Raw genomic sequence first — 15339 nt, 5'->3', positions numbered from 1 at the left:
GAGCAAGCCACCGCCGGCACGACCCGTTACTTCGGCGCGTGGCTCAGCGGCCCGTCTTCAACTGCGCCCACAGCCGGTTCTGCAGCCGGCGGATCTCGGGCGGCATCGGCTTGAGCAGCGTCATCTTGCTCAGCACCTCGTCGGCCGGATACACCGACGGGTCGCGCGCGATCGCAGGCTTCACGTACTGGCGCGCGGCCTTGTTCGCGGTCGGATAGAACACCGCGTTGGTGATGCCGGCGTTGACCTTCGGATCCTGTACGTAATTGATCCACTTCAGCGCGGCGTCGCGGTTCGGCGCGTCCTTCGGGATCACCATCATGTCGAACCACAGCAGCCCGCCTTCCTTCGGGTTCGCGAAGCCGATCTCGTACGGGCGCTTCGCTTCGGCGGCGCGGCGGTGCGCGATGCCGACGTCACCCGAATAGCCGAACGCCACGCACAGGTCGTTGTTCGCGAGATCGTTGATGTAGCCCGACGAATTGAACTGCGTGATGTACGGGCGCACCTTCTTCAGCACCTCGTATGCGGCGCGGTAGTCGGCCGGGTTCGTGCTGTTCGGATCCTTGCCCATGTACTGCAGCGTGGCCGCGAACACGTCGACCGCCTGGTCGAGGAACGACACGCCGCAGCCCTTCAGCTTCGCCATGTTGGCCGGATCGAACACCAGCGCCCAGCTGTCGACCGGCGCCTTGTCGCCGAGTGCCTTCTTCACGGCCTGCACGTTGTAGCCGATGCCGTCGGTGCCATACGCCCACGGCACGCCGTACTGGTTACCCGGATCGGCATCGGCGACCATCTTCATCAGCAGCGGATCGAGGTTCGACAGGTTCGGCAGTTTCGACTTGTCGAGCGGCTGGTAGACACTCGCCTGGATCTGCTTGGCCATGTAGTTCGACGTCGGCACGACGATGTCGTAGCCGGAATTCCCCGACAGCAGTTTCGCCTGCAGCGTGTCGTCGCTGTCGTAGTTGTCGTAGCGGACGTGGAGGCCCGTTTGCTTCTGGAAGTTCGGGATCGTGTCCGGTGCGATGTAGTCGGACCAGTTGTAGATGTTCAGTTCGCCGGCCGCGTGGGCGGTCGTGCCGGCGGCCGCGGCGGCCGACAGGATGGCGGCGGTGGCAAGGGCGCGGCGAAGCGTGCGGATTCGCATGACGAAGTTTTCCATTTCGGTGCGCGTGGCGAGCCGCGAGATGCGGGTCGTTGCGCGACGGTTCATCGGATGAAGCGGGCGTGCGCGACCGCCGTTCGCGGTGAGCGAGCGTGGTGCACATCGATCAGGAGTCCGTTTGAATGCAGGCCGGATCGCGTGGAGACGACGCGCGAGCCGATCCCGTCACCGGTCGGGCGACATGGTGGGCAGGTCGAACGGAGTCACGGAAAGGGGCGGGGCGCTAAGGCAGCAGCGATGCCACGTCGTCGGTATGGATCGCGACGTACGCACGCGCGGCGACGGCGTTGTGGCGGCGAACGGAGCGGCGGGACAGGATGGTGTAGATCGACAGAGGCAGGCGAGGGCTTTGCCAGCCGTCACTGTCGCCGGAGGACGCGATCGCGGCGCGCAGGTTTCGCGCATCGCCTCGTCTCCACCGCACCAGCGGGCCACGGAATCTCACGATTACTCTCGACCGGGTTGTTGAAAGTATTTAACACCTGACGATTCGCCAGCGGCTGCCGTTTCAGGTTCCGGTCATTGCGTTTGCCGCGCGGCGGCATCGGCTTCGTGACGCGAATTGAAAGCTTGGCGGACAGCTGGATCGTTGAAACATGACGCTTCCATGAATCATCAGGTAAATCGCTGTAAGGATGTCTCCGGATTTTCCCTAGGCATTCGCCGGCCGATGAACGCATTCGGAGCGATGGCGATGACGGGAAAATCGCGCAAGCAACGCTGTATTTGCCGGTCGGGACACGCTCGAAGTGATGAGAATATTCGACGGCTGGCAGCCCGGATCGCCCTCCGATGATGGCCGGAAAGGCAGTCGAAAGACCCTGATGACAAGGTTTGTAAAGTCGGACAGAATGCGTCGGCCTGTCGTGCGTTGGCGAAAGTCGTTCCGAAAAAGACAACCATCCGATCATCCCGACTGGGGGCCTGCGATATGTCCCATCCCGTGTTTCTGGAGAGCCCGCCGTGGGCGCGCATGCCTGAAGGCCGCAAAGGCGAACTGAACGCCTATTTCGCGGCGGGCGGCCCGTCGCTCGAAGCGAACGCGTTCGTCCCGCTGTTCTGGCGCGTGCTGTTCGGGCCCGACGATGTGCGCTTCGCGTATCGCATCGACGATTTCGATCCGGAAGACCAGGCCGACGAACTCGATGAATATCTGGAAGGCGCGACGCCCGAGGAACGTGACACGCGCTATCCGTACCTGGTCACGACGAAGGCGAGCGCGCTGGCGCGTGCGGCCGCACGCCGCGACAACCTCGTCGATCTGCTCGGCGAGCGCTACCGTTCGATCTACGATGCATTCGTCGACTACGTCGCCGCTGCGTTCGGGGAATTCGTGCTGGTTCGCACGAGCGGATTGCCGATCGCGCACGACGACACGAACGCGTTCGCGACCGAACTCGCTCAGGTCGCATTGCTGGAGCGGCAGAGGGAACCGGACGCTGGCCTCGCCCGCGAGATCCAGGAACTGCGTCGTGCGCCGGATGCCGACGCCGTATGGCGAGTGTCGGGGTCGGGCGACGCGCATGCCGATGCGCACCCGTGGCCGAGCCGTGCGCTGGCCGAAGCGTTTCCCGCTTGCGCGCCGCGCGCAACGCAGGCGGCGCCGACGCCGCGCGACACGGCCGACAAGCCGCGCTATCGGCCGAGAAACCGGCTGGACAACGTGCTCGAATGGGGCGCGGCCTGCATCTTTGCTGCCGCGTTCATCGGGACGTGGATCATGACGAAATCGATCTGGCTCGCGATCGGGGTGACCGCCGTCGTCACCGCGATACTCGTCTGGGGCATCGTGCGCGTGCAGCGCATCAAGTGATGCGTCGGCCACGCGTCGCGTGGACGCTCGAGTGCCGTTATCCTGCGCGTCCGTTTTTTACATCGATAACGACGCGTTCATCCTGTTCCGACGACGTGGTCTGCCGCAACTCCCGATGCATTCCTGGAATGACGTGCTGATTGCAGCCGATCTGCTCGTACGATTTTGATGAGTCCATTTTCATTTTTGAGCCTGTGTGTCGCCATCGCCTTTGCCGTCGGGTGGTCGATCGTCTTTCTGACAAGCATGTTCAGGAAGAAGGAAATCACCTGGGGTGACGTCAAGACGTGGATCAAGAACGTCTTCGATTCGCTCTTCGGGATGGGGTAGTGCGACAAGCGTGTGGGCGGGTTGCGGCAGACCATCGGGCCCATACACGTTTCGCCGCGCCTCTTGAACATCGTGGCAAATTGCTGGCGGCGCGGGAAGGTCGTTTCGACAGACTATAAAGGTATGCGCAGTGAAGACGGAGGCGTCCCGCCGACCTTCAAGCGCCCGATGGCCCCGCGCGGCTGAAGCGTTGCTCGACCACCTCGGTGCCCCATTGCGTGCCCGCGGATTCGTCGGTCAGCGTGAAGCCGAACGATTCGTACAGATGGCGCGCCGAGTCCAGCCCCTTGAACGTCCACAGATAGGTTTCGCGAAACCGCTGCGCGTCGACGAAGCGCATGGCTTCCGTCATGAGCCGACGCCCGATGCCCGACCCGCGCAGCGCGTCGTTCACGATGAACCAGCGCAGGTGCGCAACGCCCGTTGCCGGGTTGCCATCGATCGCGAGCGACGCGAGCGTCCGTCCGTCTTCCTGGCACAGCCAAAGCGCCTTGCCGTCGGCCGGCAGCGCACCGGCGAACTCGGCCAGCTCGGTCGCCACGCGCTTTTCGAAAAAGGCGCCGAAGCCCCAGTGTTCCGAATAAAAGCGCGCGTGAAGACCGGCGATATCGCCGATGCAGCCCGGTTGGTAGCCTTCGCGGATCGTTGGCGCATCGAGTGCCGCGGCGGGCACCTTCGCGGCATTGTCCTGGGCGAGCGCATCGGCATACAGCGCCAGCGAGCGCAGCAGCGCCTGCTGGTCGGCGGGCACCATGCGGCGCAGCGCATTCGACACCTGGTCGGTCGCGAAGGTGTCGATTCTCTTCTGGAGCTTTTTCCCTTCGGCGGTCAGGTAAAGCTCGATCGCGCGCGCATCGTCGCTCGATACGCGCCGTTCCACGACACCGGCCGCCTCGAGCCGCGCGAGTTGCCGGCTCGTGTTCGATTTGTCCAGCCGCAGGATGTTGCCCAGATCGCGGGCGTTGATGCCGGGCGCCATCCCGATCTCGAGGATCGCGTGAACGGCGGAAGGCGCCCAGTCGCTGTCGGCCAGCGTCGCGCGCATGAAGCCGAGCTCGCGAACCAGTTTGCGGGAGAAGTCGCGCAGCTCGAGGATGGTGGCTTCGCGAGGCTTGGCGGGAGCGTCGATGAGGTCCATGGTTGGCCCGAAAAGGTTGCGGATCGCAATCAATAATAGTTGCGAGTCGCAACTTGATCAAGGCGGATTTTCATGGGGACGGGTTGTGCCGAGGGGCGCTTCCGATCGCCGGCGTCGGAGTGAATCCAGGCGCGGGCGGCGCGTGGTACTGGCGCGGCTGGCGGAGTGCCACGAACCGGACGCATACTGGGTGCATCCGGCCTGCCTGCCATGCGAGCACGGTCGTCGCCGGTCATCGATCCGCGGCCGCGGACAACGGAGCTCACCATGAACCATCTGAAGCCGATGACGATTGCGTTGCTTGCCGGATGCGGCATCAGCGCCGGCGCGGTCCACGCTGCCGGCGGCACGGATGCGCCGCCGCCCTGCAGCGTGGGGCAATTGGCGGATCAGGACGGCGGTGCCGCGACGCCGGGCGGCACGTCGGTCCGCGGTTTTTCGCTCGGCGGGTGTTCGAGCGCGGTGCTGCAGGGCGACCGGGCGACCGCGATGGTCAACGGCGATCACATCGAGGTGCGCGACGGCACCGTCTATGTGAACGGCCGTTCGTACGGCGCCGTCACGCCCGCGCAGACGGTCGAATACGTGGCCGCGCCTGGCGGGCGCACGTTGAAGGTCGACGGGGCAATTCGCACGCCGGTGCGCTGAGTGCCGGCCGGGGCCGAAACCCGGGCGCGCGGCAACCGCGCCGCGCTCATTCGACCAGTGTCAGCCGGCCGTCGCTGAGCCGCACCTCGCGCCCGATCCACGCCGCATCGACGCGCGGCAGCACGGCCGACGGCTTGCGCAGTTCGCGCAGCAGCGTCGCGCCGTGCGACAGCCGGCCGCCCATGCGTGCGATCACGGCGCGCGCGGCCTGGTACTGCGCGTGCCGGCCCGGGTCGAGCGAGTCTTCCAGCAGGATGTCGTGGCCGAGCACGCCCTGCGTGTGGCCCGGATAGATCATGAAGCCGGCCGCCTCGTCGGTGCCTTCGCTGCCGTCCTGCCAGAAGCTGCCGTTGCGTTCGCGGCGCTCGGGATGCGGCGCGAACCACATGTCGCGGTCGGCGGCCGGCATCGCGTGATGCAGGCGGAAGAACACGCGCATCAGGTTGTCGCGATACCACTCGCGCACCTGCAGATACCAGCCGCGCATGCCGGGTGAACCGAGCGCGTGGAGCACGCGAACCGGCAGCGGCCAGTCGGGAAACGCCTGCAGCGGCAGGCTGGCGGGCGCGGGCCGCGCGGTGCCCGGATCGGTTTCCCACGGCAGGCGATGCGGGCTGTCGTCGAGCTGGCCGTAGGCGGTCGGCGGACGGCCCCACAGTGCGCCGCCGCTGCTTGCCAGCGATGACGCGATGCACAGGTTGCCCTGCACGACGAACACGTAGAAGCGCGTGAACCAGTCGGCCAGTTGCTGGCCGTCGGCGCGTTGCTCGACGAGCGTCGCGAGTTCCCGGTCGAAGCGCTGCAAGCCGCGCTCGAGCGTCGGCAGGTGTCCGCGCGCGACGCGCAGCATGCGCCAGAACACCGGCAGCGAGCGCAACAGCCGCAGCGGGCGCCAGCGCAGCGGCGGCGTCGCGCCGCCGATCTCGCCGCTGTAGTTGCCGGCCGACACGCCCCAGTCGGCGAGGCGGGCGAGGAACAGGTCGTTGTTGATGTACGATGCGCCGCCGTAGAGCGCGGTGAATGGTTCGTTGTCCTGCAGTACGCGTGCATCCCAGCGTGCCATGATGGCCGGGATGCTGCCGGCCGCGCGCCGTTGCGCATACTCGACCAGCCGGCTCGGCTGCGGCGGCAGGATCTCGGCGATGTTCGCGGCGGTCAGGTGCCGGTGCCAGCCGTAGCTGCTGATCGGGCGGTATTGCAGCAGCCACAGCTGCCGGCCGTCCCACGCCCATTCGACATCGCCCGGCACGTAGTGGAACGCGCGCAGCACGCACTGCAGGAAATCCCACAGCTGCGACGCGCGCAGGCCGTGCGCGGTCGGGAACGTGCCGCGCTGCCAGGGCTCGCCGAGTCGCGACAGGATCGCGCGTTGCGGGCTGGCCTGCCCGTCGGCGAGCGTTTCGAGGTGGCCTTCCACCCATTCGACTTCGACCGCGAGATGGCGCACGAACGCGATGCCCGACAGCACGGGCGTGATGAAGCGCTGCACGACCGTTTCCTCGAGGCCGCCGTCGAGCAGCTCGGCCACGCGCGCGGCCGCCTGCGTGGCCGGTACGCGCAGGAACGTGGTGTGCAGGCCGGCGTTGGCCGCATCGGCCTGGTCTTCTCCGTGGCTCGACGAGCGGACCGCCCACTCGGCGTCGGGCTGGCTCGCGAGAAAGCCGGGCAGGCGCGGATCGTCGGCGCGAGTCAGCGACAGCGCGGGCGGCACGGGCAGGCCGGCCATCGTGGCGAGCGCCAGGCGCCCGCCCTTGGTGTGCGCAACGAAACCGGCGTCGCCCGCTTCGAGCCACTGTACGAACGCCGCCGGTGCATCGATCCACGGATAGTGTCCCCAGCCGGCCTGCAGCGTGACGGTGAGGTCGGCGCGCGCGAGGATGGCCGACCACGCGGCGGCCTGGCGCACGCCGAGCACGTTGTCCTGGTCGCCCCACACGAGTTCGATGCGATCGGTGACCCACTCGAGCAGCGGCAGCGCGGTATCGGCGCGCACGAGATCCCAATGCGGCAGGAACGCGCGGCAGCGCGCATAGCCGGCGCCCATGCGGCGGTATTGCGCAGGGGGCCAGGTCAGGTTCGAGAACTTGCGGGCGAACAGCGTCGGGTAATGTGCGAGCAGCCAGTGGATGGACTTGCGCAGCGGTTTCGGCGCCATCAGTTTCGGCAGGCGCCGTTCCCACAGAAATGCGCCGACGGGCGCGAGCAGCACGCTGCGGCCGAAGTGGCCGGGGCGTCGCTGCAAGGCGTGCAGTACCAGCAGCGCATTCACGCCGACCGCCATGATCGCGTGGCCCGGTTCGGTCGTGTCCAGCAGCGCTTGCGCATACGCGGCGAGATCTTCGCAAGGCGGCGCGGGGTTGTCGCCGAAGCCCGGCAGTTCCAGCGGCACGGGCCGGTAATGCCGGAAGTGGGGCAGTGCATCGTCCCACCAGTCGGCCGCGCTGCCGTTGCCGGCGAGGAGGTACAGGATCGGTTTGCTCATGGAGGCGTCGTCGGCGGGCGATCGTCGCGGTGGCGCGCGCGGTCGAGGCGGCGCGGCGCCGTTTGCGGATGCCACGGGTCTTGTCCGTGTTGTCTTGTTCGCGTTGCGCCGGTGCGAGTGGAATGGAGGGGCGGCCCGCTCGGCTTGATGCTGGATTGTTGCGGGCATTCTACGCGAGTCGATTTCATTTAATTCGCGATTCATTCCGCGCGTCGGATGTTTCGATACGCGCTCGATATACATGACCGGATGTCGATTGAACGAAATGAGTCGAAGCCGGTGAATGATCCGGATCGAATCGCACACTTCGCGCGAACCGGGAAAGTAGAATCGGGCCGCCGGAATTCACCGGGCCGGATTCGAGGAATGCAAATGAAAAGACACTGGATCGCGGGGGCATGGCTTGCGCTCGTCGCCAGCGGAGCCTGGGCCGGGAGCTGGATCACGCTTGGCCCCGGCCCGGCTGTCGCGCTCTATGTGGATCCCGCTTCCGTGGAGCGTCACGAGATCAATTCGTGGGTGACGGTCAAGATCGTCTATGCCGAGCCGCGCCGTTACTCGGCACCGTTTCCGGTGAAGCAGATCGTTTCCGACTGGTCGTTCTCCTGCGGGAACAAGGCCTGGGCGATGGGCAAGACGAGCATGGTCGGAACGCAACCGGGCCAGGTCTACGTTTCTCGCGAAGATGCGGATGATTACCGCTATGTCGAGCGCGACTCGATTCAGACGCTGGTCATGGATTACGTCTGCGGGAAATCCGGATGACGGAAATGGCGTCGGTTCGCCGGTTCCGGTTTGACGAGGTTCGGTTGACGGCGGGTCAAGCGGCGTTTAATCGCCGGACCTGGCCGCACGTTTTCGCCATCGAGCACGGCATCGATTCGCTTGCCCGGGCCGGTGCGGTGGCGCACCGGCCCGGCGACGAATCAATGCATGGCGGTTGCAGCGATCGCATCGGCAGGGCTGCCGGGCGGCTGGCCCGTCTGCCGGCGCGAGCGGCCCGAGCTGAGGTACGCGGCGATCGAGTCCTGCGTGATCTCGCCGAGCCAGGCGCCGTCGGGGTCGAGCACCGGCATCCACGACGCGCTGTACTGGTACATCTTCGACAGCACGATGCGCAGGTTGTCGTCCGCCGCGACACCGGCGGGGAACGGCGTCACGCGCTCGCCGCACACGCCGCCGTCGGTGCGCGCCGCGCGGCGCGTCACGTAGCCGAGCGCGCGGCCCGCATCGTCCAGCACGGTCAGGTAGCGGCAGTCGGTTTCGTCCATCACGGCGAGCGCGTGCGCGAGCGGCGTATCGACCCGCGCCGTTTCGGGCTGCGTGGCGGCGTCGCCGGCCTTCACGAGCAGCAGGCGCTTGAGCGTGCTGTCCTGGCCCACGAACTGCGCGACGAATTCGTCGCGCGGGCGTGCGAGCAGCGTGTCGGGGTGGTCGTATTGCACGAGCTGGCCGCGCCGGAACACGGCGATGCGATCGCCGAGCTTGATCGCTTCGTCGATATCGTGGCTCACCATGATCACGGTCTTGTTCAGTTGCCGCTGCATCTGGAAGAACTCGTTCTGGATCGATTCGCGATTGATCGGATCGACCGCGCCGAACGGCTCGTCCATCAGCAGCACGGGCGGATCGGCGGCCAGCGCGCGAATCACGCCGATACGCTGCTGCTGCCCGCCCGACAGCTCGCGCGGATAGCGTTTCAGGTACAGCTTCGGATCGAGCGCGACCATCGCCATCAGGTCGCGCGCGCGCTCGGCGCAGCGCTTCTTGTCCCAGCCCAGCAGGCGCGGCACGACGGTGATGTTTTCCTCGATCGTCATGTTCGGGAACAGCCCGATCTGCTGGATCACGTAGCCGATGTGGCGCCGCAGGTCGACCTCGTTCAGTTGCGCCGTATCCTCGCCGTTGATCAGCACGCGGCCGGACGTGGGGGCGATCAGCCGGTTGATCATCTTGAGCGTGGTGGTCTTGCCGCAGCCCGACGGGCCGAGGAACACGCAGATTTCCCCCTCGGCCACCGACAGGCTCACGGCGTCGACGGCGCGCACGGCCTGGCCGTCCTTGCGCGTGAAGGTCTTGGTCAGTTTGTCGAGTTCGATCATGTCTTCTGCACTCCCTTCGGTGTCAATGCCCGCTGCAGCATCTGCAGCAGCCGGTCGGCGACGATCGCGAGCAGGCTCACGAGCACCGCGCCCACCAGCAGTTTCATCATGCTGCTCTGGCCGATGGCGCGCAGGATCAGCGTGCCGAGCCCGCCTGCGCCGACCACGGCGGCAATCGTCATCACGCCGATGTTCATCACGACCGCGGTGCGCACGCCCGCGAGAATCACGGGCACCGCCAGCGGCAGGTCGACGAGCCGCAGGCGCTGCCACGAGGTCATGCCGATGCCGGTGCCGGCTTCCTTGATGCCCGCATCCACGTTGTGCAGCGCCAGGTAGGTGTTGCGCATGATCGGCAGCAGCGAGTACAGGAATACGGCCGTGATCGCGGGGGCGGCACCGATTCCGTGGCCGAAGCGCGAGAAGAACGGGATCATCAGGCCGAACAGCGCGATGGACGGCAGCGTGAGCACGATGGTCGCGACACCGAGCAGCGGCCCGGCGAGCCAGTCGTGGCGGTTGATGAGGATGCCGAGCGGCACGCCGGCCACGATCGCGCAGCCTACGGCGATGCCGACCAGCCAGATGTGCTGCAACGTGAGTTGCAGCAGTTCGGGCCAGCTCGACGCGAGATAGTCGAATACGCTCATCGGTTCTCCTTCAAGGCAGCTTGTGCGTGCGCAGGAACGCGTCGGCGACGTCGCGCGGCGACTTGCCGTCGAGATCGACCTCCTTGGCCATCGCCTGCATCACGTCGTTGTCGAGCACGGCTGACAGCGCGTTGAGCTGCGTCGCGAGCTTCGGATTGCGATCGAGCGTGTCCTTGCGTACCACGGGCGTCGCGTTGTACGGCGGGAAGAAGTGCTTGTCGTCCTCGAGCGGCACGATGCCGAAGCCCTTCACGCGCCCGTCGGTCGTGTAGACGAGGCCGATCTTCAGCTGGTTGTTGTGCAGCGCCGTGTAGACGAGCCCCGGATCCATCTGCTTGAGCTGCGCGCGGCTGAACTGCATGCCGTAGGCGGCGAGCAGCGGCTTCAGCCCGTCGGGGCGATTCGCGAATTCGGCATCCATCCCGAACACGTAGTGCTTCGCGGCCGGATCGGTCTTCAGGTGCTCGGCGAGCTGCGAGACGGTTCGAATGCCGGTGGCCTGCACGAGCGGGCTGGGCAGGCCGATCGCGTAGGTGTCGTTGAGCGGTGATGCGTCGAGCCAGACGAGCCCGCGCGGCACGTCGAGCGCCTTGACGCGCCGGTACATTTCGTCGGGCGACAGCTTGTCGTTGATCTTGTTGTAGACGAGCGCGGCAGTGCCCGTGTAATCCCACATCAGATCGAACTGGCCGTTTTCCAGCGCGCTGCGCGCGAGCGTGCTGCCGAGGCCCGATCGGACTTCCACGTCGTAGCCGCGCGAGCGCAGGTATTGCGCGGTGACTTCCGCCAGCACGTATTGCTCGGTGAAGTTCTTCGCGCCCAGCACGAGCTTCGCCGCGCATGCCGGTGCGCTCGCCGCCACGCACAACGCGGCTGCGGCGCACAGGCGCGCGATCGATCGAATGGTGCGGTGGAGCGTCATGCCGCACCTCCGTGGCGTGCGAGCCAATGGCGGCTGCCGGCCGCGACGATGCCGTCCAGCACGAGCGCGAGGATCGCGGTGAGCGACGCGCCGAGCAACAGCAGCGGCTGGTTGTCGAGATAGATGCCGGGGAAAATCAGCGAGCCGAGACTGTCCGCGCCGATCAGGTACGCGAGCGGGGCCGTCCCGACGTTGATCGCCAGCGCGGTGCGCACGCCGCCGACGATGATCGGCAGTGCATCGGGCAACTCGACGCGCACGAGCGATTGCCAGCCCGTCATGCCGATGCCCTTGGCGGCTTCGCGCAGCGCGGCCGGCACGTTCTTCATGCCTTCGTAGGCGTTGCGCGTGATGGGCAGCAGCGACGCGAGGAACAGCGCGACGATCGCGGGCACGTTGCCGATGCCGAAGATGCCGAGCGCGATGGCGAGCACGGCGAGCGACGGAATCGTGTTGCCGATGTTGAAGACCTGCATGAAGCGCTCGGCCTGATGCTGGAAGCGCGGCCGGCTCAGCAGCACGCCGGCCGGCACGCCCACGGCGATCGCGAGCGTCATCGAATAGACGACCAGCAGCATGTGCTGGCCCGCGTAGTACGCGAGATCGTCCGCGCGCTGGCTGAACGTGTCGGCGCCGATGCCGCGGGCGAGCGCCCAGGCGATGGCGACGATGGCTATCAGGCTGCCCAACAGCTGGACAGTGCGTCGAGTCATGAAGATACACCCCCTCAATCTCGGTGCGGCACACGCGCAGGCACGCGCCGCGTTGACGCCGGATGGCGCCGCGATGGAAGTTCGTGATCCCGGCATGGCCGCGATTTGAACTGACGGAAACAGTCATGCCGGCCGCAACGAGGTGCGACTGGCGGTCGAGTGAACGCAACGCTGCGTTCGTCTGATTGTCATGTTCAGCCCGGCGGCGCCGTAACGGCGAGACGCGTTCGGGCAGGGCACCGTCTCGTGAAGACGGCATGGATGCGGTGGGCGTGAAGCCGACCGCTGGAGCCGGAGGCCCCCTTGATGTGGCGGAACGGATGCATGCGCAACGAATTGCGAATTGGCATCACGTTGCACACGAGATCATGCATTTTGTGATGAAGTTGGGGCGAGTATAGAGTAATCGAATGATTGCGTCTACCTTGTGGGCGATCGCGACTGCGCGCCGTCTATCGTGCGGTGGCGATGAAGCAGCGCAGGATCGGGTGTGCGGCAAATGATTCGAATTCCGAATCGGTTGGCGAGGCTATCGTCTCGAAATGAATGTCGCGAGCGGCCCCGCGTCGTGCTCCACGATCACGCACTACCGCGTGTCCGCACGAAGTCCCGGCAGGGGCCGACTTACGCGTTGACGTCCGGATCGGCGCGCGGCGTCCTGCCGGTCCAGCGCCGATACGCATGACGGAAACTGCGCGGCTCGCTGTAGCCGAGACGTTCCGCGATGGCCGCGACCGTCAGCTCAGGGTCGTCGAGCATCCGCTGCGCCTCGTCGCGGCGCACGTCGTCGAGCAGCGCCTGGAACGTGAGGCCGTCCTTGTCGAGCCGCCGGCGCAGCGTGCGTTCCGTCAGGTGCAGCGCGTTCGCGAGCGACGTCATCGACTTGAAGCGCGCGAGGTCGCGCGCCATCAGCTCCTTCGCGCGATCGGCAAAGCGCGTGCCGACCGACGCGGCCCACTGCCGTTCGAGCGCCTCGCACTGGCCGTGCAGCGCGTTGAAGCTGACTTCGTTCGCGAGCAGCGGCATTTCCGTGCCGTTCACCGACGTGAACACGAGGCGGTTGTCGCCCGCATTGAACGCGATCTTGCAGCCGAAGTGGCGTGTGTAGTCGGCCGCATTGCGTGGCGTGCGGCGCGCGAGTTGCACCTGCTCCGGCCAGACGGGTTTGCCGACGAGATCGGACACGATCAGGCGCAGGCTCGACAGGCACATGTCGACCTGGAACACCTCGAGATCGGGCTCGCCGTTGTAGCGGCTGATCGTCACGCTCATGCCGTCCGCGTGCGCATCGATACGCACGTCGAAATACAGTCCCATGAACAGCGGAAACTGGCTCATGCACCGGAATGCCTGCATCACGGAGCCGCTGATCAGCATCGCGTAGCCGGCGAGGCCGAGCGTCGACACGTGCAGCCGCGCACCGATCGACAACCCGATCGACGGCACGCCGCTGCGCTGCAGCAGGTTGTGGAAGCAGCGCTGCTCCTGGCCGCGATTCACGTGCAGGTTCGGCGACGCGACTTCGTCCGCGCCGAGCCCGGTGCCTTCGAGCAGCGCGGCACCGTCGATATGCCGCACGCGGCACTCGTCCAGCGCGACCGCAATCGCATGGACGGTGGCGGGAATGTCCTCCTGGCGCCCTGCCGGACGCGCGAGACCGAGCGACGAGCGCAGGCTACGCTCGGCCCGGCTCTGGTTTGGATGGGAGCGGCTGTTCATGGTGCTGACGGGGCGACGGGGTCGCGTAGAACATAGCCGGAATGTCCGCAAAACGCCAGTGCGGCACAGCAGCATGCATGACTCGCCGGCGCGACAGGCGGCAGCGTGTCCGGAAATATCCCCTGATTACGTCCGCTTTTCTCATTCGTGGCCGATTTTTTGGCGCACCACACTTTGCTCCAGTCGTGCGCCGCCGGCCGTGCCGGGCGAACGAGTGTTGAAGCCGTGAACGCCACCCACGTGAGGACAGCATGGACAACGACAGCCCAGGTCGATACGCATCGGCCGCCGCGACGCATGACTTCGGCGCACACGCGCTGCGAGGCGACGCGGACGAACGCCGCAAGCCGCATCTGCTCGGGCTCGCAACGCTGGTGATCTTCGGCCTTGCTTACATGCTGCCGATGACGGTGTTCACGACCTACGGGATCGTCACGAGCGAGACCAACGGGCACCTGACGGCCGCGTATGCGGTCACGCTGGTCGCGATGCTGTTCACCGCGCGCAGCTATGGCCACATGGCGAAGCTGATGCCGAGCGCCGGGTCGGCCTATACGTTCGCGAGCCGCAACTTCGGCACGTCGGCCGGCTTCATGGTCGGCTGGGCATTGCTGATGGACTACCTGTTCATCCCGATGATCAGCTACCTCGCGATCGGGATCTACATGAAGCAGATTTTCCCCGGTGTGCCGGCCAGCGTGTGGATCGTCGGGAGCATCGTGCTGATCACCGGGCTGAACATCGTCGGCATCCGGCTCGTCAATCGCGTGAACCTGATCCTGATCGCAAGCCAGCTCGTGTTCATCGCGATCTTCTTCATCGCATCCGCGCGGGTCGCGTCGGGCGAAGGGTTGTCGATGGCCGTCGCGCTGCCGTCGTCGGGCGATGCGCGTGCGATCTTCGCCGGTTCCGCGATCCTGTGCCTGTCGTTCCTCGGCTTCGACGCGGTCACCACGCTGTCGGAGGAAACCCGCGAGCCGAAGCGCACGGTGCCGCGCGCGATCCTGCTCTGCACGCTGGCGAGCGGCATGCTGTTCATGCTGGTCGCGTACGTCGGGCAGGTGGTGTTTCCCGACTGGCATGCATTCAAGGATCTCGATTCGGCCAGCCTCGAACTGATGCGGCGCATCGGCGGCGGCACGCTGTCGGCGTTCTTCGTCGCGGTGTACGTGGCCGGCTGTTTCGCGAGTGCGATGGCCGGGCAGGCGAGCGTGACGCGCGTGCTGTTCGCGATGGGCCGCGACCGGGTGCTGCCCGAACGCGTATTCGGCCACCTGCATGCGCGGCTGCGCACGCCGGTGCGCGCGACGCTCGCGGTCGGCATCGTGTCGCTGTCCGCGCTGTTCATCACGCTCGATCTCGCGTCGACGATGATCAGCTTCGGCGCGCTCGTCGCGTTCGCGGTCGTGAACCTGTGCGTGATGCGCAGCTATCTGTGCCGCCCCGAGCATCGCCGCTTCGCGGGCTGGATCACGTTCGGCGCGATGCCGGCGATCGGCTTTGCGATGAACGTGTGGCTGTGGTCGGGCCTGTCGCGCCAGACGTTCTACGTCGGCATCGGCTGGCTCGTGCTCGGGCTCTGCCAGCTCGTGTGGCTGACGCGCGGCTTCACGCGCCCGGCGCCGACGCTGTCGATGAATTGAATGACCGG

General features: G+C 66.5%; 14 protein-coding genes. 4 read left to right on the top strand and 10 right to left on the bottom strand.

Features of this window, described 5'->3' with window-relative positions; genetic code table 11:
- Positions 1-43: 43 nt before the first annotated feature.
- The 3 genes from BDI24065_RS11005 to BDI24065_RS11000 all read right to left on the bottom strand — a co-directional run bounded on the left by BDI24065_RS11005 (position 44) and on the right by BDI24065_RS11000 (position 2082).
- On the bottom strand, positions 44-1153 hold the full coding sequence (locus BDI24065_RS11005) for a polyamine ABC transporter substrate-binding protein (protein WP_175031263.1): 1110 nt from the start codon (positions 1151-1153) through the stop codon (positions 44-46).
- Between the two features lie 241 nt (positions 1154-1394).
- Entirely contained in the window at positions 1395-1616 is a 222-nt protein-coding gene (locus BDI24065_RS41025; protein WP_254609726.1) for a hypothetical protein, read from the bottom strand.
- Positions 1531-2082, bottom strand: a complete 552-nt coding sequence (locus tag BDI24065_RS11000) for a hypothetical protein (protein WP_175031262.1) — start codon at positions 2080-2082, stop codon at positions 1531-1533. Before BDI24065_RS11000 ends, BDI24065_RS41025 begins: the two co-directional genes overlap by 86 nt.
- A gap of 20 nt (positions 2083-2102) precedes the next feature.
- On the opposite strand from BDI24065_RS11000, the gene BDI24065_RS10995 reads away from it, so the two are divergent.
- Complete coding sequence (locus tag BDI24065_RS10995) at positions 2103-2984, top strand: hypothetical protein (protein ID WP_175031261.1); 882 nt, start codon at positions 2103-2105, stop codon at positions 2982-2984.
- A gap of 487 nt (positions 2985-3471) precedes the next feature.
- Here BDI24065_RS10995 and BDI24065_RS10990 read toward each other — a convergent pair whose 3' ends face one another.
- Positions 3472-4452, bottom strand: coding sequence for a bifunctional helix-turn-helix transcriptional regulator/GNAT family N-acetyltransferase (locus tag BDI24065_RS10990; protein ID WP_175031260.1), 981 nt, complete (start codon positions 4450-4452; stop codon positions 3472-3474).
- A 267-nt stretch (positions 4453-4719) separates the two neighbouring features.
- Here BDI24065_RS10990 and BDI24065_RS10985 point away from each other — a divergent pair, with 267 nt between their 5' ends.
- On the top strand, positions 4720-5100 hold the full coding sequence (locus BDI24065_RS10985) for a sugar ABC transporter ATPase (RefSeq protein WP_175031259.1): 381 nt from the start codon (positions 4720-4722) through the stop codon (positions 5098-5100).
- Between the two features lie 46 nt (positions 5101-5146).
- On the opposite strand, the gene BDI24065_RS10980 is transcribed toward BDI24065_RS10985, so the two are convergent.
- Positions 5147-7582: a PEP-utilizing enzyme gene (locus tag BDI24065_RS10980; RefSeq protein ID WP_175031258.1), complete on the bottom strand. Its 2436-nt coding sequence runs from the start codon at positions 7580-7582 to the stop codon at positions 5147-5149.
- A gap of 372 nt (positions 7583-7954) precedes the next feature.
- On the opposite strand from BDI24065_RS10980, the gene BDI24065_RS10975 reads away from it, so the two are divergent.
- Entirely contained in the window at positions 7955-8347 is a 393-nt protein-coding gene (locus BDI24065_RS10975) for a surface-adhesin E family protein (RefSeq protein WP_175031257.1), read from the top strand.
- 161 nt (positions 8348-8508) lie between these two features.
- On the opposite strand, the gene BDI24065_RS10970 is transcribed toward BDI24065_RS10975, so the two are convergent.
- From BDI24065_RS10970 to BDI24065_RS10950, 5 genes are all read right to left on the bottom strand, one after another.
- Complete coding sequence (locus BDI24065_RS10970; RefSeq protein WP_175031256.1) at positions 8509-9684, bottom strand: ABC transporter ATP-binding protein; 1176 nt, start codon at positions 9682-9684, stop codon at positions 8509-8511.
- Positions 9681-10334, bottom strand: a complete 654-nt coding sequence (locus BDI24065_RS10965; RefSeq protein ID WP_175031255.1) for an ABC transporter permease — start codon at positions 10332-10334, stop codon at positions 9681-9683. Before BDI24065_RS10965 ends, BDI24065_RS10970 begins: the two co-directional genes overlap by 4 nt.
- 10 nt (positions 10335-10344) lie before the next feature.
- Complete coding sequence (locus BDI24065_RS10960) at positions 10345-11256, bottom strand: glycine betaine ABC transporter substrate-binding protein (protein ID WP_175031254.1); 912 nt, start codon at positions 11254-11256, stop codon at positions 10345-10347.
- Positions 11253-11969, bottom strand: coding sequence for an ABC transporter permease (locus BDI24065_RS10955; RefSeq protein WP_175031253.1), 717 nt, complete (start codon positions 11967-11969; stop codon positions 11253-11255). Before BDI24065_RS10955 ends, BDI24065_RS10960 begins: the two co-directional genes overlap by 4 nt.
- Positions 11970-12593: 624 nt before the next feature.
- Entirely contained in the window at positions 12594-13688 is a 1095-nt protein-coding gene (locus BDI24065_RS10950; RefSeq protein ID WP_175031252.1) for an AraC family transcriptional regulator, read from the bottom strand.
- A 251-nt stretch (positions 13689-13939) separates the two neighbouring features.
- Between BDI24065_RS10950 and BDI24065_RS10945 the strand changes: the two genes are divergently transcribed.
- Complete coding sequence (locus BDI24065_RS10945; protein ID WP_175031251.1) at positions 13940-15331, top strand: APC family permease; 1392 nt, start codon at positions 13940-13942, stop codon at positions 15329-15331.
- Positions 15332-15339 lie beyond the last annotated feature (8 nt).

It is taken from the genome of Burkholderia lata (genome assembly GCF_902499025.1).
In the GTDB taxonomy this organism is placed as follows: Bacteria; Pseudomonadota; Gammaproteobacteria; order Burkholderiales; family Burkholderiaceae; genus Burkholderia; species Burkholderia lata_C.
Note: the sequence above shows the minus strand (reverse complement) of the source record. Positions and strands in the feature narration are given on the sequence as shown.